16 protein-coding genes are annotated in these 18,330 nt (G+C 74.8%); 8 read left to right on the forward strand and 8 right to left on the reverse strand.

Features of this window, described 5'->3' with window-relative positions; genetic code table 11:
* The first annotated feature begins 284 nt into the window (after positions 1 to 284).
* The 4 genes from clpB to JOE63_RS04455 all read left to right on the forward strand — a co-directional run bounded on the left by clpB (position 285) and on the right by JOE63_RS04455 (position 5,253).
* A complete protein-coding gene (clpB, locus tag JOE63_RS04440; RefSeq protein ID WP_087470913.1) occupies positions 285 to 2,906 on the forward strand; it encodes an ATP-dependent chaperone ClpB in 2,622 nt (873 codons plus the stop codon).
* Positions 2,907 to 3,040: 134 nt separating this feature from the next.
* Positions 3,041 to 4,015, forward strand: coding sequence for a diacylglycerol/lipid kinase family protein (locus tag JOE63_RS04445; RefSeq protein ID WP_307839928.1), 975 nt, complete (start codon positions 3,041 to 3,043; stop codon positions 4,013 to 4,015).
* A gap of 64 nt (positions 4,016 to 4,079) precedes the next feature.
* Positions 4,080 to 4,484: a hypothetical protein gene (locus tag JOE63_RS04450; protein ID WP_157759564.1), complete on the forward strand. Its 405-nt coding sequence runs from the start codon at positions 4,080 to 4,082 to the stop codon at positions 4,482 to 4,484.
* Positions 4,485 to 4,488: 4 nt separating this feature from the next.
* On the forward strand, positions 4,489 to 5,253 hold the full coding sequence (locus JOE63_RS04455; protein WP_204539473.1) for a YqjF family protein: 765 nt from the start codon (positions 4,489 to 4,491) through the stop codon (positions 5,251 to 5,253).
* A 2-nt stretch (positions 5,254 to 5,255) separates the two neighbouring features.
* Here the strand turns inward: JOE63_RS04455 and JOE63_RS04460 are convergent, their stop codons facing one another.
* From JOE63_RS04460 to JOE63_RS04475, 4 genes are all read right to left on the reverse strand, one after another.
* Complete coding sequence (locus JOE63_RS04460; protein ID WP_087470916.1) at positions 5,256 to 5,915, reverse strand: response regulator transcription factor; 660 nt, start codon at positions 5,913 to 5,915, stop codon at positions 5,256 to 5,258.
* Entirely contained in the window at positions 5,912 to 7,237 is a 1,326-nt protein-coding gene (locus JOE63_RS21625; protein WP_087470917.1) for a sensor histidine kinase, read from the reverse strand. The genes JOE63_RS04460 and JOE63_RS21625 overlap by 4 nt, the downstream gene beginning before the upstream one ends.
* Positions 7,238 to 7,427: 190 nt before the next feature.
* Entirely contained in the window at positions 7,428 to 8,321 is an 894-nt protein-coding gene (locus JOE63_RS04470; RefSeq protein ID WP_204539476.1) for a hypothetical protein, read from the reverse strand.
* Positions 8,321 to 9,034 (reverse strand): ABC transporter ATP-binding protein, encoded by a 714-nt coding sequence (locus tag JOE63_RS04475; RefSeq protein WP_087470919.1) that lies wholly within the window; start codon positions 9,032 to 9,034, stop codon positions 8,321 to 8,323. Before JOE63_RS04475 ends, JOE63_RS04470 begins: the two co-directional genes overlap by 1 nt.
* Positions 9,035 to 9,328: 294 nt before the next feature.
* On the opposite strand from JOE63_RS04475, the gene JOE63_RS04480 reads away from it, so the two are divergent.
* Together JOE63_RS04480 and JOE63_RS04485 are read left to right on the forward strand one after the other, a co-directional pair.
* Complete coding sequence (locus JOE63_RS04480; protein WP_087470920.1) at positions 9,329 to 10,135, forward strand: peptidoglycan-binding protein; 807 nt, start codon at positions 9,329 to 9,331, stop codon at positions 10,133 to 10,135.
* A gap of 112 nt (positions 10,136 to 10,247) precedes the next feature.
* Positions 10,248 to 10,925, forward strand: coding sequence for a TetR/AcrR family transcriptional regulator (locus tag JOE63_RS04485; RefSeq protein WP_204539478.1), 678 nt, complete (start codon positions 10,248 to 10,250; stop codon positions 10,923 to 10,925).
* A gap of 22 nt (positions 10,926 to 10,947) precedes the next feature.
* Here the strand turns inward: JOE63_RS04485 and JOE63_RS04490 are convergent, their stop codons facing one another.
* Positions 10,948 to 11,610 carry a septum formation family protein gene (locus JOE63_RS04490; protein ID WP_307839929.1) on the reverse strand — a complete coding sequence of 221 codons (663 nt, stop codon included), beginning with the start codon at positions 11,608 to 11,610 and terminating at the stop codon, positions 10,948 to 10,950.
* A gap of 131 nt (positions 11,611 to 11,741) precedes the next feature.
* Positions 11,742 to 12,359: a DUF4190 domain-containing protein gene (locus JOE63_RS21350; RefSeq protein WP_087470922.1), complete on the reverse strand. Its 618-nt coding sequence runs from the start codon at positions 12,357 to 12,359 to the stop codon at positions 11,742 to 11,744.
* A 185-nt stretch (positions 12,360 to 12,544) separates the two neighbouring features.
* On the opposite strand from JOE63_RS21350, the gene JOE63_RS04500 reads away from it, so the two are divergent.
* Entirely contained in the window at positions 12,545 to 15,622 is a 3,078-nt protein-coding gene (locus JOE63_RS04500; RefSeq protein WP_204539481.1) for a carbohydrate binding domain-containing protein, read from the forward strand.
* Positions 15,623 to 15,673: 51 nt separating this feature from the next.
* On the opposite strand, the gene JOE63_RS04505 is transcribed toward JOE63_RS04500, so the two are convergent.
* Complete coding sequence (locus JOE63_RS04505; RefSeq protein ID WP_204539484.1) at positions 15,674 to 16,459, reverse strand: exodeoxyribonuclease III; 786 nt, start codon at positions 16,457 to 16,459, stop codon at positions 15,674 to 15,676.
* A 72-nt stretch (positions 16,460 to 16,531) separates the two neighbouring features.
* Here JOE63_RS04505 and JOE63_RS04510 point away from each other — a divergent pair, with 72 nt between their 5' ends.
* Positions 16,532 to 17,296 (forward strand): SDR family NAD(P)-dependent oxidoreductase, encoded by a 765-nt coding sequence (locus JOE63_RS04510; RefSeq protein WP_204539487.1) that lies wholly within the window; start codon positions 16,532 to 16,534, stop codon positions 17,294 to 17,296.
* Between the two features lie 63 nt (positions 17,297 to 17,359).
* Here JOE63_RS04510 and JOE63_RS04515 read toward each other — a convergent pair whose 3' ends face one another.
* On the reverse strand, positions 17,360 to 18,283 hold the full coding sequence (locus JOE63_RS04515) for an NAD(P)-dependent oxidoreductase (RefSeq protein WP_204539490.1): 924 nt from the start codon (positions 18,281 to 18,283) through the stop codon (positions 17,360 to 17,362).
* Positions 18,284 to 18,330 lie beyond the last annotated feature (47 nt).

The raw sequence follows: 18,330 nt of genomic DNA on the forward strand, positions 1-18,330 counted from the left end.
ATGCACCCCGCGAGGAACAGTGCGAGGGTGGCGAAGAGGGCGCCGAGGCCGAGTCGTCTGCGCAAGGGTGAGGAGTTCACCCGCCCAGCATGTCGCGGATCGTCGCCCGAGGCGAGGGTCGATGCCGATTTGAGACGGAATGCGGCCGGGAGTTCATCCGCTCCGGACGTGGGACCACCGGGGGGTCGCGTGCGAGGCTGACGAACGAAGTTGAGCGGAATACACTCAACTTCGGAGTCGTTCCACTGGTCAGACCATCTTTCGAGCACCACACCGGAGCACCTATGGAAACGAAGTTCACCACGATGTCGCAGCAGGCGATCGGCGAGGCGATCCAGACCGCGTCGGCCGCCGGCAACCCCCAGCTCGAGCCGACGCACCTCCTCGCCGCGCTGCTCACGCAGGAGGGCGGGGTCGCCGTCGGGCTCCTCGACGCCGTCGGCGCGGACAAGCAGGCCGTGGGCCAGAAGGTCCGCGCGGCCCTCGTGGCGCTGCCCACCGCGAGCGGGTCCGCCGTCGCGCAGCCCACGCCGTCGCGCGCCACGTCGACCGCGCTCGACAACGCCGCGAAGGAGGCGCAGGCCCTCGGCGACGAGTACGTCTCCACCGAGCACCTGCTGCTCGGCATCGCCGCGGGCTCGTCGCAGGCGGCGACGATCCTGCAGCAGGCCGGCGCGACCGCCGACGCGCTGCGCTCGGCGCTGCCCGCCGTGCGCGGGAGCGCGCGCGTCACCAGCCCCAACCCCGAGGGCACGTACAAGGCCCTCGAGCAGTACGGCACCGACCTCACGGCCGCGGCCGCCGAGGGCAAGCTCGACCCCGTCATCGGGCGAGACTCCGAGATCCGGCGCGTCGTGCAGGTGCTGAGCCGCCGCACCAAGAACAACCCCGTCCTCATCGGCGAGCCCGGCGTCGGCAAGACGGCCGTCGTCGAGGGCCTCGCGCAGCGCATCGTCGCGGGCGACGTCCCGACGTCGCTCCAGGGCAAGCGCCTCGTGTCGCTCGACCTCGCGAGCATGGTCGCGGGCGCGAAGTACCGCGGCGAGTTCGAGGAGCGCCTCAAGGCCGTGCTGGAGGAGATCCGGTCCTCCGACGGCGAGGTCGTCACGTTCATCGACGAGCTGCACACGGTCGTCGGGGCGGGCGCCGGCGGCGAGGGTGCCATGGACGCCGGGAACATGCTCAAGCCGATGCTCGCGCGCGGCGAGCTGCGCCTCGTCGGGGCGACCACGCTCGACGAGTACCGCGAGTACATCGAGAAGGACCCTGCGCTCGAGCGCCGGTTCCAGCAGGTGTTCGTCGGCGAGCCCTCGGTCGAGGACACGGTCGCGATCCTGCGCGGGCTCAAGGAGCGGTACGAGGCGCACCACAAGGTGACGATCGCCGACTCCGCGCTCGTCGCGGCGGCGTCGCTCTCCGACCGGTACATCACCGGGCGCCAGCTCCCGGACAAGGCGATCGACCTCGTCGACGAGGCGGCCTCGCGCCTGCGCATGGAGCTCGACTCCTCGCCGATCGAGATCGACGAGCTGCAGCGCGCCGTCACGCGCCTCGAGATGGAGGAGGTCGTGCTGTCCGAGTCGACCGACCCCGCGTCGCTCGAACGGCTCGAGAAGCTCCGCGCCGACCTCGCGGACCGTCGCGAGGAGCTCGCCGCGCTCACCGCGCGGTGGGAGGCCGAGAAGGCGGGCCACAACCGCGTCGGCGACCTGCGCGCGAAGCTCGACGAGCTGCGTGTCCAGGTCGAGCGCGCGATCCGCGAGGGCGACCTCGAGACCGCGGGCCGGCTCCAGTACGGCGAGATCCCGCAGCTCCAGCGCGAGCTGGACGCCGCGGAGGCCGAGGAGCAGGCGGACGACGCGTTCGCCGCGTCCGGGCCCGAGGCAGCCCCGATGATCGCCGACAAGGTCGGCGCGGACGAGATCGCGGAGGTCGTGTCCGCGTGGACCGGCATCCCCGCGGGCCGCATGCTCCAGGGCGAGAGCGAGAAGCTCCTGCACATGGAGGACGTCATCGGCGAGCGCCTCATCGGCCAGCAGGCGGCCGTCCGCTCGGTGTCCGACGCGGTCCGTCGCTCGCGCGCGGGCGTCGCCGACCCGGACCGGCCCACGGGCTCGTTCCTGTTCCTCGGTCCCACCGGGGTCGGCAAGACGGAGCTCGCGAAGTCGCTCGCGGACTTCCTCTTCGACGACGAGCGCGCCATGGTGCGCATCGACATGTCGGAGTACTCCGAGAAGCACTCGGTGGCGCGCCTCGTCGGCGCGCCCCCGGGGTACGTCGGCTACGAGGAGGGCGGCCAGCTCACCGAGGCCGTGCGGCGCAGGCCGTACTCGGTCGTGCTGCTCGACGAGGTCGAGAAGGCGCACCCGGAGGTCTTCGACATCCTGCTGCAGGTGCTCGACGACGGCCGCCTCACCGACGGCCAGGGCCGCACGGTGGACTTCCGCAACGTCATCCTCGTGCTCACGTCGAACCTGGGCTCGCAGTTCCTCGTCGACCCGACGCTCGACGACGCCGCGAAGCGGGAGGCCGTGATGAGCACGGTGCGGGCGAGCTTCAAGCCGGAGTTCCTCAACCGCCTCGACGACGTCATCGTGTTCGAGCCGCTCACGATCGAAGAGCTCGGCCGGATCGTCGACATCAGCGTCGCGCACCTCGCGAAGCGCCTCGCCGACCGGCGCATCACGCTCGACGTCACGGCGGCCGCGCGCGAGTGGCTCGCGCTCGAGGGCTTCGACCCGGCCTACGGGGCGCGCCCGCTGCGCCGCCTCGTGCAGCGCGAGATCGGCGACCGCCTCGCGCGGATGCTGCTCTCGGGCGAGGTGAGCGACGGCGACGTCGTGGTCGTCGACCGCGACCCCGAGGCCGAGGGCCTGACCCTCGGCACGGAGATCCTCACGGCGTGATCCTCCGAGGGCCGCGGTAGAGCCCTGGTCCGCCGAGGTAGAGCCCTGGTCGTCGACCAGGGCCCTACCTCGTGCGGCCGGGCCGAGGACGTCGATGCCGGGCGGGCGGTGCGGCGTCGGGACATACTCGGTACGTGCCGACCGACGAGACCACCGAGCCCGCCGCCCAGCAACGCCTCGACGAGAAGCCCCTGCGCTCCGCCGTCATCGTCAACCCGAACCGGGTCGACGGCCTCGACGCGCTGCGTGCCACGATCACCGAGCGCCTCGCCGAGGCGGGGTGGCCCGAGCCGGCGTGGCTCGAGACCACCGCGGAGGACCCGGGCACGGGACAGGCACGGCAGGCCGTCGACGACGGCGCGGAGGTCGTGTTCGTCAGCGGCGGCGACGGGACGGTCCGGGCGTGCATCGAGGGGCTCGTGGGCACCGACGCGGCGCTCGCGATCCTGCCGGGCGGCACGGGCAACCTCCTCGCGACGAACCTCGGCATCCCGCCGCGCCCCGAGGACGGGATCCGGCTCGCGCTCGAGCGGGGGCGGCGGCAGATCGACGTCGGCGAGGTCGACGGGCAGGTCTTCGCCGTGATGGCCGGCATGGGCCTCGACGCCGCGATGATGGACGACGCCCCGACCGCGCTCAAGGCGAGGGCCGGGGCGCTCGCGTACGTGGTCTCCGCGCTCAAGCACCTGGCCGACGACGAGATGAACCTCGAGGTGACGGTCGACGGTCGGACGCGGCGGCGTCGGGCACGGACCGTGCTCGTCGGGAACGTCGGGCGCCTGCAGGCGGGGACGAACATCCTGCCCGACGCCGAGCCGGACAACGGGCAGCTCGAGGTCGCGATCGTCGCGCCCCGCAACCTCAAGCACTGGGTGCAGCTCGCGTGGGGCGTCGTGCGCGGCAAGAGCCGGGTGCCGAGCCGAGAGGTCGTGCGGGGCCGCCAGATCTCGGTCGTCTCGGACCGCCCCCAGCCGCGCCAGCTCGACGGCGACGTCATCGAGCCGTCGGAGCGCCTCGACGTGACCGTGCGTCCCGAGGCGCTGTGGGTGTGCGTGTACCAGCCCGACGAGTCCGAGGACGTCGCCGAGGGCGCACCCTCCGCGCGCTGACGCGGACGTGCCACGACCTGTGCACGGGGAGGTGCCGGAGCCGGGCGTTCGGCAGGATGGGCGCATGAGCGCTCCCCAGCCCGGCCCCGAGACCTGGTCGTCGCCCGCCCCACCTGCCGACGGCCCGACCGTGCCGGCGCCCGCACCCGGCGCGCGACGCTCCCCGCTCGCCGTCACGTCGTTCGTCACGGGTGTCGCGACGGTCCTCGTCGGCGCGGTCGTCACGCTGGCCTTCCCGTTCGTCCTGTCGTCGTCCGGGTACTCGCCGACGTCCGTCGGCGTCCTGCAGCTCGTCAACGGCGTCCTCGCCGGCCTGCTCGGCCTCGCCGCGGGGATCACGGGCGCGGTCGCGCTCGTGCGGCGGCAGCCGGGCACGGCGTTCGCGGCGGCCGGGACCGCGCTCGGTGCGGCGGCGCTCCTGGGTGTCGTCCTCGGCCTCGTGCAGGGTGCGCTCTACCAGGTGCTCTGACGCGGTGCGCACGGACTCGCCGCCCGGACCGCCGGCTCCGCGCGGCGGGGTCGTCGTGACCGCCCAGCGCTGGGAGTCGCTGACGTTCCTGCACTGGCCGGTCGACCCGGCCGTCGTGCAGCGGTGGCTGCCACCGGGGCTGACGGTCCAGGTGCTCGACGGCGCGACGTGGGTCGGGGTCGTCCCGTTCGTCATGGCGGACGTGCGGGTGCCGCCGCTGCCGACGCTCGGCGCGTGGTCGACGTACCCGGAGCTCAACGTCCGCGTCTACGTCCAGGATCGCGACGGTGCGGAGGGCGTCTGGTTCCTCGGACTGTGGGCCGCCCGCCGCGCGTTCGTCGCCGCGACGCGCGCCGCGGGCGTCCCGTACCACCCGGTGGTCGCGGCGGTCACGGGCGACGGGTCCGACGTCGTGCGCTACCGGTTCCGCGCACCGGGCCGGCGCGGACCCTTCCCCGTCCCGCACGAGCACCCCGCACTGCACTCCGGGTACCTCGACGCCGTGGTCCGCGCGCACGAGGTCGTGGACGCGTCGTCGGGCCTCGCGTCCTGGCTGACCGCCCGCTGGAACGGGTACGGGTCCCGCGCCGGCAGGCTCTGGCGGTTCCCGGTCGAGCACGAGCCGTGGGCGCTCCGGCGAGGGTCGCTCGACGTGCTCGACACCGACCTGCCCCGGCGGCTCGGGCTGCCCGACGGCGTCGCGCCGCCCCTGGTGCACGTCGCCGCCCCCGTCCACGCACGGTTCGCGGTGCCGCGCCCCGTGCGCTGAGCTCAGCCGGCCGGGTCGACGACGCCGTGCCGGAACGCCCACACGACGAGCTGGACGCGGTCGCGTGCCCCCGTCTTGGTCATGGCCCGGCTCAGGTGCGACTTCACCGTGCTGGGCTCGAGGAACAGGGCCGTCGCGATCTCCGCGTTGGACGACCCGCGGCACAGCAGGCCGACGATGTCGAGCTCGCGCGGGGTGAGGAGCGCGGCCGCGTCGTCGTCCCGCGAGGCGGGGGCGCGACGGCGCGCGAACTCGCCGATCACGCGTCGGGTGAGCGACTGGTCGACCAGGCCGTCGCCCGCCGCCACGCGGCGCACGGCGTCGACGAGCACGTCCGGCTCGGCGTCCTTGAGCAGGAACCCGCTCGCCCCGGCCTCCAGTGCGCCGAACACGTAGTCGTCGAGGTCGAACGTGCTCACCACGAGCACGGGGACCGGGTCGACGACTTCCGGGCCGGCGAGCGCGCGGGTCGCGGTGATGCCGTCGCCGCCGGGCATGCGCACGTCCATGCACACGACGTCCGGGCGCTCGCGGCGCGCGACGCGGACGGCGTCGGTGCCGTTCGACGCCTCGCCGACCACCTCGATCCCCTCGCTCTCGAGGATGACGGTGAACCCGGCGCGGACGACCGCCTGGTCGTCCACGAGCACGACGCGTGTCACGAGACCTCCTGGTCGGGGGTGAGGTGGTCGGCGCGGCGCGGGTCGCGCGCCGGTGAGCGAGGCACGGTCAGGCGGACGAGCCACGCGCCGTCGGGCGCCCGCCGTGCGTCGAGCGTGCCGCCGAGCACGGTCGCCCGCTCGCGCATGCCGACGAGCCCGTGACCGGGCTGCGGGTCCGGGGGCGGCGCGGTGCCTGCCGCCGGGTTGCGCACGGTGAGCACGAGGTCCGCGGCGGACCACGCGAACCGCACGGCCACGGGGCGGCCCGGCGCGTGCCGGCGCGCGTTGGCGAGCGCCTCCTGGAGCACGCGGTAGACCGCGATCTGCGTGCTCGGCGTGGGCTCCCACGGGCTGCCGTCGGTCTCGACCGTGACGACGGTGCCGGCGGAGCGTGCCGTGTCGAGGAGGACCGGGACCTCCGCGAGCGTCGGCTGCGGCGCCTCGCGCTCCGCGCCGTCCTCGTCGTCGCGCCCGCGCAGGATGCCGACGACGAGGCGCAGGTCGTCGAGCGTCGCGCGCCCCTGCGCGCGGATCCACCGCACCGACTCCTTGGCGCGCTCCGGGTCGGCGTCGACGAGGCGCTCGGCGGCGGACGCCTGGACGACGATGCCCGACAGGTGGTGGGCCGCGACGTCGTGCAGCTCCCGCGCCATGCGCGCCCGCTCCTCGAGGACCGCCTGGGCGGCGAGCGCCTCGCGCTCGCGCTCGGCACGGAGGACCCGGTCGCGCAGCTCGGCGACGAGCTCGCGCCGCGTCGCGACGTACGAGCCGACGAGGGCCGCCCCGACGAACGTGAGCAGCGCGGAGAGCAGCGCGCCGCCCACCTGGAGCGCGTGCTGCGCGGGCCCCGCCCCGGCCGGGACGGCGAAGCCTCCGAGGGCGAAGACGAGCACGACCTGCGCGAGCGCCGCGAGCGCCGGGGCGCCCAGGCGCGCCCGGCGCGGCGCGTACGCCCCGGCGGAGTAGGCGGCGATGAGCGTGGCCGGCGCCTGGAACCCGACGTACGGCGGCAGGAGCACGGTGATCGCGACCTGGGCCACGACGGCGAGCGCGAGGCACGTGAGGGGCGCCCGACGGCGGAGCGTGAGCGTCGCGGCCTGGACGACGACGAGCGCGAGCACCGTCGCGCGCGCCCCCGGGGTGACGATCGCGGCGTCCGGCCCGGCGCCGAAGGTCGCCCCGACGTCCGTCGCGAGCACGCGCTCGATGCCGAGGAACAGCACGACGGTCGCGACGGCGACCACCGCGGCGAGCACGGCGTCGCGGCCGGTGTCCGTGCGCACGCCGACCCGGTCGAGCGCGCGGCGCAGGGCCTCGGTCACGATCTCCTCCAGGGGACGACGGGTACGGACGACGGGTACGGGCGACGGGTACGGACGGCCCGCCCACCCTACGGGGGCGCACCGACCCGACCGCGAGGTAGAGCCTTGGTCCACCGAGGTGGAGGCGTGGTCTCCAGAAGGGATGACCACGCCTCTGCCTCGGTGGACCAGGCCCCTCCCTCGGCGGCCGTCAGACCAGGTCGCGGCGCTGCAGGGTCACGGCGCCGCTCCCGAGGAGCACGGCGACCCACGCGACGAGCCCGGCGAGCGCGGCGAGCGTCCCCAGCGGTGCGGTGCCGCCCAGGAGCGCCGCACCCGACTGACCCGTCGAGGCGAGCGCGCCCAGGCCGAGCGGGAGCCACTCCGCCGCGGCGGACTCGCCGCCCGACAGCAGCGTCACGGCGCCCCGGACGATCGGCTCGGCGAGCGCGAGGGCCGCGACGGTCACGACGGCGGCCACCTGGCCCCGCACGAGCGTCCCGATCCCGAGCCCGAGCCACGAGAGGAGGACGAGGACCGCGAGACCGCGGGCCCACACGCCGAGGACCTCGCCCGGTCCGAGCGCGAGGGTCGCGCCCGGGGTCGTGACGATCGCGACGGTCAGCCCCAGGGCACCGACCAGGGCGAGCACCGCGCCGACGGCGAGGGCCACGGTCGCGGTCGCGCCGGCCTTGGCCGTGAGGATGCGCAGGCGCGACGGCTGGGCGAGCGCCGTCGGCACGATGCCGCCCGTCCGGAAGTCCGTGGTCACGGCGAGCACGCCGAGCAGGAGCATGCACACGGTCGCGACGCCCACCGACCCGGAGCCGTTCAGCCCGTTGCCGAGCAGGTCGAGCATGCCGCGCTGGAACGCGGGCTGGGCGGCGTCCGTGAGCGCGCCGAGGTCGGGGGCCAGGTTCTCGAACGTCTCGGGCGACGCCTGGAACCCGACGGTCGTGCCCCCGCCGAGCGCCTCGGTGCCCCGCAGGATCGTGGGCAGCAGGAGGGTGAAGGCCTGGACGACGAGCATCCCGGCGACGGCGACGGCCGCGACGACCCACGTCGCGCGGGTCGTGCGGAGCTTGAGCATCTCGGCGCGGTACATCAGCGCACCCCTTCGGTCGTGGCGGTCAGGTCGAGGTAGAAGTCTTCGAGGGACTCCCCGCGCAGCAGGTCCTCGAGGGGGCCGTCGGCGACGACGCGGCCCTGCCCGACGACGACCAGGTCGTCCGCGACCTGCCGCACCTCGGACAGGACGTGGCTCGCGAGGAGCACGGTCCCGCCGTCGTCGGCGAAGCCGCGCACCAGGTCGCGCAGCCAGCGCATGCCCGCCGGGTCGAGCCCGTTGGCGGGCTCGTCGAGCACGAGCACCTCCGGGTCGCCGAGCAGCGCTGCGGCGATGCCGATGCGCTGCCGCATCCCGAGCGAGTAGGTGCGCACGCGCCGGTCGGCGGCGGGCGTCATGCCGACGAGCGCGAGCACCTCGTCGACGCGGCGGACCGGGGTCCGGCCGGCCGCGGCGAGCACCCGCAGGTGGTCGCGGCCCGTGCGCCCGGGGTGGAGGCCGCCCGCGTCGAGCAGCGCGCCGACGGTGCGCGCGGGGTGCGTCAGGTCCGCGAACGCGCGACCGTCGAACGTCGCGCTCCCTGCGGTCGCCGTGGCCAGCCCCAGCAGGACGTGCAGCGTCGTCGACTTCCCGGCGCCGTTCGGCCCGAGCAGCCCGACGACGCGGCCGGGTGCGGCCGTGAACGTCACGTCGTGCACGGCGTCGAACGCCCCGTAGGTCTTGCGCAGCCCGGAGACGTGGATGGTGGTCATGCCGGTCCCTTCCTCGTGCGTCCCGCACGGGCCTCCCGTGCGGTGCCCCACCAGGCTGTCGCGCAGGGGGCGCCCCGGTCTTGCGGCGCAGGGGGGAACCTGCGTTGCGACCTTCGTCGGAGTCGGCGCGGACGCGCCGGGACCGGTGGTGTCCGTCCCGGCGTCGTCGCTGGTGAGGGCGCCGGGCGTGACATCGGGCCGGGCCATGGGGCAGGGTGGACGTTCACCCGACCGCTCTGGCGGACAGCGCCACGCGTCGTCCGCCGGTCCCGACCGTCCTCGGAAGGAGGCGACGTGCGCCGACGTCACGACTCGTCCGGCACCCCCGACGGGGGGCGCGTCCCCCCGCCGAGGGACGCGCACCGCGCGGCCACGCCGTGGGTCACGGTCGCGGCAGGTGCCGGTGCGGTGACCCTCGTCGTCGCGGTCGCCGGGATGGTGGGCGCCGCGACCGGGGGCGGCGAGGCGGTCGTCGTCGGTGCGTCGGCTGACGCGGGGAACGCGGTCGAGGACGGCGTCCCGGCCGTCACCCCCCGCCCCGACGCCCCCCGCCCCGAGGTGACGCGCATCCCGCCGCCCGACCACGCGCACGACCCGGCGGACGGTGCGGACCCGGCGACGACGCCCGCGCCGCGGCCCTCGTCCGGCGGGACGGGCACGCCGCCCACGGTGGCCGACCCTGGGCCGGCGCCGACGACCGAGCCCTCGGCCGCCCCGAGCACCGCCGCGCCGGAGCCCACGCCGACCACCCCCGCGCCGACCGCCGACCCAGCGTCCGTCACCTGGGTCCAGGAGCGGCTGCGCGTGCACGGCGCGGACGTCGCCGTCACGGGCACCCTGGACGACGCGACGCGCGCGGCGCTGCGGGCGTTCCAGCAGGCCCACGGGCTGCCCGGCGACGGCGCCGTGACGGCCGCGACCGCCGAGGCGCTGGCCGCCGCGCCGGCCGGCGGGGGCGAGGCGCCCACCGACCCCGGCGGCACGGCCCCGACGGAGCCGGCGCCGCCGTCGCCCACGGACAAGCCGTCGGCCGGCGTCCCCGGCGCGACGACCCCGAGCACGGGCGGACAGGCGGAGTCGACCCTCGCGCCGTCGTCCTGAGCGACGGACCACCAGCCCGGCGGACCGCGGGTGAACTCGCGGCTGCACGGGGTCCCGGGCCCGCCATGGTCGGTAGGGTCTTCCCTCGTCGGACGACGGACGGAGCAGGACCATGACGAGCGCGGCCATCGGCGCCGGTCAGGACCGCGGGGCACCCCGCCGCGCCGCGACACCGGACCCCGGGCGCGGGTACGCGAAGGGTCGCGCGAAGCGCGAGGAGATCCTCCAGGCCGCCGTCGTGCTCTTCGGCGAGGTCGGCTTCCACGCCGCGTCCCTGCGCGAGCTGGCGTCGCGCGTGGGCATGTCCCACCCCGGCCTGCTCCACCACTTCCCGACGAAGGTCGCGCTCCTCGAAGCGGTGCTCGACTACCGCGACACCGTCGACGTGGCGGACCTGGACGAGGACCTCGCGCGGGGGACGGACTACTTCGAGGCGCTCGTGCGCCTGGTCGAGCGCAACGCCCTCCGCCGGCACATCGTCGAGCTGTTCACGGCGCTCGCGGCCGAGGCGACGTCCCCGGACCACCCGGCGCACGAGTACTTCGTCCGGCGGTACGAGTGGGCGGTCGCGAGGTCGGGCGAGCAGCTCGCGCGCCGGGCGCGCGCCGGCGGCCTGCGCGACGGGGTCGACCCGTCGGCCGCGGCACGGCACATCGTCGCGCTCATGGACGGGCTCCAGGTCCAGTGGCTGCTGTCGCTCGACCGCCCCCGGCCCGAGCGCGTCGACATGGCCGCCGACCTGCGCGCCTACCTCCGGCTCGTCCTCGCCGACGAGGTCCCCGCGCGCTGAGCGCGAGGACCCCCGGACGTGCTCAGCCGAGCAGGTCGCCCGGGAGCGGCGCGGCGCCTGCCGCCAGGCACAGGCCCGTCCGGTCGCCGTCGCGCCACGACGCCTCGGTCGGTGACCACACGACGAGCTCGACGCCGTCGGGCGCGTCCGACCCCAGCACGTCGGGCGTGCGCACGCGCGCGACGCGGCGGTCCACGGCCTGCTGACCGGGCCACACCTCGTCCGCGCCCAGGTCGGTCCGGGCGACGACCTGCGCCCGGTGCTCGTCCGCGCAGGGCACGGCCCGCACCTGCGACACCTCGCCGTCGGGCGGCAGCTCGTCCAGGCACGTCCCCAGCACGAGCTGGACCGCGTTCACCGTCTGCGGGGCGGCGACGTCGCCTGCGAGCGGCGCGCGCGCCTGCACGCCCTGCCACCAGAGGAGCGCGCCCACGGTCCACGCGACCGTGACGACGGCGCCCACCACCATGCCGGCGACGGCCAGCCCACGACCGCGCGTGCCCCGGGAGCGGACGCGGGAGAGCCCCGCGGCGCCGAGCCCGATCCCGACGGGCCCGAGCACCACCCCCGCGGGCACGGCCGCCACGGCGAGCGGCTCGACGCGCGGCGCCGCCGGCTGCCACCCGGGCGCGTAGTACGTCTCCGCGGCGAAGCCCGGTTCGACCGGGGCGGCCGGGGGCGGCACCGGCGTGCCTGTCGGCGCCGGAGCGCCGGGCGGGGTCGGGCTTCCCGCCGGCGGTGGTGGGACCGGGGCCTGGGGCCCGGGCGGGCCGGTCGGGCCGCCGGGCGGGGCGAAGAGGTCGTCGTCGGCCACGGCTACGAGTCGCTCAGGGTCGCGGCGAGCACGACGAGCATCGCGAACGCCGTGCAGACGGCGCCCACGACGATGCCGGTGACGGCGAACCCGCGCCCGCGCGTCCCGTCCCGCATCACCTGGTTGAGGGCGACGATCCCGAGCACGAGGCCGACGATCCCGGGGAAGCCCGCGCAGAGGACGAGGCTCGCGATCGAGACGATCATCGACGCCAGCGCCAGCCCGTTCGTCCGTGGCGGCGCCGTGTACGCGGACCCGTACGGGGGCGGGTAGGCGCCGTAGCCGGGGCTCCCGGCGAAGCCCGACGGGTCCGACGGCGGGTACCCGGGGCCCGGGGCCGAGCCGTACGCGGGCGCCGCGGCGGGGCCGTAGGGCGATCCCTGCCCGGCCGGAGCGGCGGGCGCGCCGTAGGGAGCTCCCGTCCCGGGCGCCGGCGTGCCCGGGTAGCCGCCGCCCGCTCCGGACGGTGCGACGAAACCGCCCTGCTCCGGCGTCGGGGCGCCGGCGGCGTCTGCCGGCGGGTTGTACGGGGTGAGCGGCGGCTGGTGCGGGCGCGGAGCGGCGTACGGGTCGACGGGCTCGTCGGGGGACCCGTACGGCGGGACGGGTGGCGTGGTCATGGACACACCGTAGCGACGGGGGGAGGACTCCGTCCGACGGATGAACAGACCCTTGCAAGGTGTCGCAAATATTGCTACATCTTGCAGCAACGGTACAGCCAGGGTGCGTCCTCCATGTCGGCGGCACGCGGACCGGCGGCCGACGTCCCGGCACCGACGCCGGGGCACGACACGGAGGAACACCGATGCGAACAACGAGGCTCGCAAGGTCGCGGGCACGCCTGGCGGGGGCGCTCGCCCTCGCCGTCGCGCTGCCGGGGGCGGCCGGACTGAGCGCCGTCGCGGCACCGAGCGCGGCACCGAGCGCAACACCGAGCGTGGCACCGAGCGCGACACCGACCACGACGACCGTCTACTACCCCGACCGCCCCGGCTGGGCGGCGACGAACGTCCACTACGGCGTCGACGGCGCCGCGTGGACGTCGGTCCCCGGCGTGCCGATGGCAGACGCGTGCCCGGGCTGGCTGACGGCCGAGGTCGACCTCGGCGCGGCGTCGGGGGTGCAGCTCACCTTCAACGACGGTGCCGGGACCTGGGACAACAACCGCGGCGCCAACTACCGGGCGGGCGCAGGGCCCGTCGTCGTGCAGGACGGCGTGCTCACCGCGGGGGCGTCGCCGTGCGGCACCGACCCCACCGACCCGACAGGCCCGACGGACCCCGCGGACACGACCGCGACGATCTACTACGCGACGTCGTGGGCCGCGCCGAAGATCCACTACCAGGTGGGCTCGGGTGCGTGGACGAGCGTCCCGGGCACTCCGATGACTGCGGCGTGCGCGGGCTGGTTCGCGCACACCATCGACCTCGGCGAGGCGAGCGGCGGCCAGGTCGTCTTCAACGACGGCTCCGGGCGGTGGGACAACAACGGCGGAGGCAACTACCGCTACGCCGCGGGACCGCAGACGGTCTCGGGCGGCGTCCTCGCGCCGGTCGAGGAGAGCCCGTGCGGACCCGACGTCCCCGAGGAGCCGGACACGCGGGCGCCCAGCGTCCCGTCCGGGCTCGTCGCGACGGCCGACGGCGTGCGCGTGACGGTCACGTGGGACGCCTCGACGGACGACACGGGCGTCACCGGCTACACCCTCACCCGCACCGGAGGAGCGGGCCCGGTGACGCGGGACGTCACGACCCCGTCCGCGACGGACGTGGGACTGCTCGAGGCGACCCCGTACGCGTACTCCGTGACGGCCGTCGACGCCGCGGGGAACCGCTCCGCGGCGAGCGCACCCGTCACCGTCACGACGGGCACGAAGCCCGTCGTCGACCCGGGGACGACGGGCGAGCCGCTCGGCGGCGACCCGCGCGAGGACTCGATCTACTTCGTCATGACCGCGCGCTTCAACGACGGCGTCAGCGAGAACAACCGGGGCGGGTCGCAGCACGTGAAGTCGGGCAACGCGGCGAACGGCGACCCGATGTTCCGCGGCGACTTCCAGGGGCTGATCGACAAGCTGGACTACGTCAAGGGTCTCGGCTTCTCGGCGATCTGGATCACGCCCGTCGTGCTCAACCGGTCCGACTACGACTTCCACGGTTACCACGGCTGGGACTTCTTCCGCGTGGACCCGCGCCTCGAGACGCCGGGCGCCTCCTACCAGGAGCTCATCGACGCAGCGCACGCGAAGGGCATCAAGATCTACCAGGACGTCGTGTACAACCACTCGTCGCGCTGGGGCGCCAAGGGCTTGTTCGTACCGACCGTGTGGGGCGCGCGCGACGGCCAGTGGGACTGGATGTACTCGGCGAAGGAGGAGGGCCGCGAGTACGACCCGATGGAGGAGAACGACGGGAACGACCCGACCCTCACCGCCGCGCAGAACGCGCTCGCGAAGGGCCGCACGTACAACGGCGACCTGTGGTCGACGACGGCCCCCGCGGGGAACACGTGCTCTGGGTTCGGCACGCCCACGCAGTACAAGAGCCCCGAGGGGTTCCAGATCTACAACTGCCAGTGGCCGTCGCCCACGTCGGGCATGTTCCCGAAGAGCACGTACCACCAGTGCTGGATCGGGAACTGGGAGGGCAAGGACGCGCAGGACTGCTGGCTGCACGACGACCTGGCGGACTTCAACACCGAGAACGCCGAGGTGCAGCAGTACCTGATCGACGCCTACAACCGGTACATCGACATGGGGGTCGACGGCTTCCGCGTCGACACCGCGGTGCACGTCCCGCGCGTCATGTGGAACCGGCACTTCCTGCCCGCGATCCAGGAGCACGCCGTCGCGACGCACGGTGAGAAGGGCAAGGACTTCTACGTCTTCGGCGAGGTCGCGGCCTTCGTCAACGACAAGTGGAACCGCGGCTCCGTGAACCACTCCGCGCAGTTCTACACGTGGAAGGAGCGCAAGGAGTACTCGCTCGACGACGTCGTCGCCGCGGCGGAGCAGTTCCAGTACGAGAACCTCCTGGGCACCGGCAACCAGCCGACGTCGGACAACGCGTTCCTCGGGGGTGCCGACGGCAACACGTACCACGCGCCCGACCACACGAAGTTCTCCGGCATGAACGTCATCGACATGCGCACGCACATGAACTTCGGGGACGCGGGCAACGCGTACCACAACGGCAAGGACTCGGACGACTCGTACAACGACGCGACGTACAACGTGGTGTACGTCGACTCGCACGACTACGGGCCGAACAAGTCGACGGTGCGCTACGCCGGCGGCACGGACGCATGGGCCGAGAACATGAGCCTCATGTGGACGTTCCGGGGCATCCCGACGCTCTACTACGGCTCGGAGATCGAGTTCCAGGCGGGCAAGCCGATCGACTGCGGCCCGACGTGCCCGCTCGCCACGACCGGCCGCGCGTACTACGGCGACCACCTCGCGGGCGACGTCGTCGCGAGCGACTTCGGGGTCGTGGAGTCCGCGTCGGGCGCGGTCGCGCAGACCCTCCAGAAGCCGCTGGTCCAGCACGTGCAGCGGCTCAACCAGATCCGTCGTGCCGTGCCGGCGCTGCAGAAGGGCCAGTACTCGACGGTCGGGGTGCAGGGGAACATGGCGTACAAGCGCCGGTTCACCGAGGGCGCCGTGGACAGCTTCGTGCTCGTCACGGTGACGGACGCCGCGACCTTCGCCCGCGTCCCGAACGGCACGTACGTCGACGCCGTGACGGGCGACCGGAGGGTCGTGACGAACGGGACCCTGGCCGTCCCCGCACCGGGCAAGGGCAACCTGCGCGCCTACGTGCTCGACCTCCCGGACAACCCCGCGCCGGGCAAGGTCGGGCAGGCGGGGCCCTACCTCAAGTAGGCCGTCGACCGTCCCGCCCGCGGCCGCGCGTCGCGGGCGGGACGGCTTCGTTCAGTCCGCGAGGTCGACGACGACCGGGACGTGGTCGGACGCGCCCTTGCCCTTGCGCTCGTCGCGGTCGATCGCCACGCCGGTCACCCGGGCGCGGGCGGCGGGGGAGAGGTAGGCGAAGTCGATCCGCATGCCCTCGTTCCGCGGGAACCGCAGCCGTTGGTAGTCCCAGTACGTGTACGTGTGCTCGGCGGGGAGCGCCTCGCGCGTGACCTCGGTGTACCCGGCGGCGCCGAACGCCGCGAACGCGTCGCGCTCGGCCGGTGTCACGTGCGTCTTGCCCGCGAAGTACGCGACGTCCCACACGTCGGTGTCCAGCGGGGCCACGTTCCAGTCCCCGACCAGGGCGACCTGCGCCGCCGGGTCGTCCGCGAGCCAGCCCGCCGCCCGTGCGCGGAGCTCGTCGAGCCACGCCAGCTTGTACGCGTAGTGCGGGTCCCCGACCTCGCGGCCGTGGGGGACGTAGAGGCTCCACACGCGCACGCCCCCGCACGTCGCGCCGAGGGCGCGCGCCTCGACGTTCTCGCCGAAGGCGGGCTGGCCCGGGAAGGAGGTCTCGACGTCGTCCAGGCCGACGCGCGAGACGACCGCGACGCCGTTCCACTGGTTCACGCCCACGTGCGCGACCTCGTACCCCGCCGCCTCGAACGGCGCGACGGGGAACTGCGCGTCGGCGCACTTGGTCTCCTGGAGCGCGAGGACGTCGGTCCCGGTCCGCTCGAGGAACGCGACCGCCCGGTCGACGCGGGCACGGACGGAGTTGATGTTCCAGGTCGCGAGGCGCACGGGCCCCACCGTACCGACGTCGGCGGCCGTGTGGCGGCCGGGTCCGGGCGCCGCCGCCCGTAGGCTGTGGCCATGGCGACAGCACTCATCACCGGCGCGAGCGCCGGCCTGGGCCTGGAGTTCGCGTGGCAGCTCGCCACGGCGCGGCACGACCTCGTGCTCGTCGCGCGCGACGAGGCGCGCCTCGAGGAGGTCGCGGGCCAGATCCGGGCCGCCGCGGGCGTGCGCGTCCAGGTCCTGCCGGCGGACCTCTCCGTGCCCGACGACGTCGCGCGCGTGGCCGAGCGCCTCGCCTCGCCCGGCGGCCCGGACGAGCGCCCGGTCGGGCTGCTCGTGAACAACGCGGGCTTCGCGACCCAGCAGCACTTCGTGGACGGCGACCTCGACGTCGAGCTCCGTGCGCTCGACGTCATGGTGCGCGCCGTCCTGATCCTGTCCCACGCCGCCGCCGGTCAGATGACCGCGCGGGGGCGGGGCGCGATCCTCAACGTCGCGTCCGTCGCGGCCCTCACCGCGGGCGGCACCTACGCGGCCGCGAAGGCGTGGGTGCGCTCGTTCACGGAGGGTCTCGCCGTCGAGCTGCACGGCACCGGCGTCACCGCGACCGTGCTGTGCCCGGGCTTCACGCACACGGAGTTCCACGACCGCGCCGGCATCGACAAGTCCGTCCTGCCGGAGCTCGCGTGGCTCGACGCCGACCGGGTGGTCGCCGCGGCGCTCGCGGACGTGCGGCGCGGTGTCGTCATCTCGACCCCGTCGGTGCGCTACCGCGTCGCGTCGGCCGCCCTGCGCGCGATGCCGCGCTCGGCCGTCCGCGCGATCGGCAAGTACCGCTGAGGTCCCCGGCCAGGCGTCGGCGACGCCGGTGCCCTCGGGCGTCTGCTCCCTCGCTCGCGTCCCTCAGGAGGTCCTCGCACCCGGGGTGAGCTGCTCGATCAGCGCAGCGTAGCTCTGGTCCGCCTGGCCCGTGGCGAGCGCCCGGGCCACCAGCGACTGGAACAGCCGCGGGAGCTCCGCGTCGACGCCCAGCCGCTCGCTCACCCGGACGAGGTGGGCGATCCCGCCCGCGTGGGTGGCGAGCGTCGCGTCGTCGGGCGGGTAGGAGCCGCGGTCGACCTGGTCGGCATAGCCGGACAGCCATCCGACCGTCTCCTGCGCGACCTGCGTCGCGAACGGCGTGAAGGTGGACGCGTCGACACCGGCGGTCCCGAGCAGGGCCACCCCCTGGAGCCACGCGTTCAGGACGCCCCACATCACGCTGAGGCCGGCGACGTCGTACAGCGCCGACAGGCCGTGGTCGTCGCCGAGGAAGGTCGCGTCTCCGAGTGCGGCGAGGAGGGGCTGTTGGGTCTCGAAGGCCGCCCTCGAACCGCTCAGCAGGATGATCGCGTCCGCGGTGCCGATGGTCGAGGGGACCGCCATGATCGCGCCGTCGAGGGAGCGGGCGCCTCCCTGGTCCGCCCACCGGGCCAGCTCGCGGGCCTGCTCCGGTTCGCCCGAGGTCAGGTTGACCAGGACGCGGCCGTCGAGCTCCCCGGAGACCGACGCGAACGCCTGCTGGAGCGACTCGTAGTCCGCGACGCAGACGATGCTCACGGGGCTCGCCAGGACCGCGCTCTCGACCGATTCGGCGAGCCGCGCGCCTCGGGAGACGAGCCCCTCTGCCTTCGCGGCCGTGCGGTTCCAGACCGTCACCCGGTGCCCCGCCGCCAGGACGGCGTCTGCCAGTGCCCTGCCCATCAGTCCCAGGCCGATGATCGTGACGTCGGTGCTCGTCTCGGTGCTCGTCTCGGTGCTCGTCCGCGTGCTCGCGTGGTGTGCCATGGCAGCATGGTGAACGTTCAGACCGGTATGAAGGTCAAGGGGGCGTC

This window comes from Cellulosimicrobium cellulans (genome assembly GCF_016907755.1).
In the GTDB taxonomy this organism is placed as follows: Bacteria; Actinomycetota; Actinomycetes; order Actinomycetales; family Cellulomonadaceae; genus Cellulosimicrobium; species Cellulosimicrobium cellulans_D.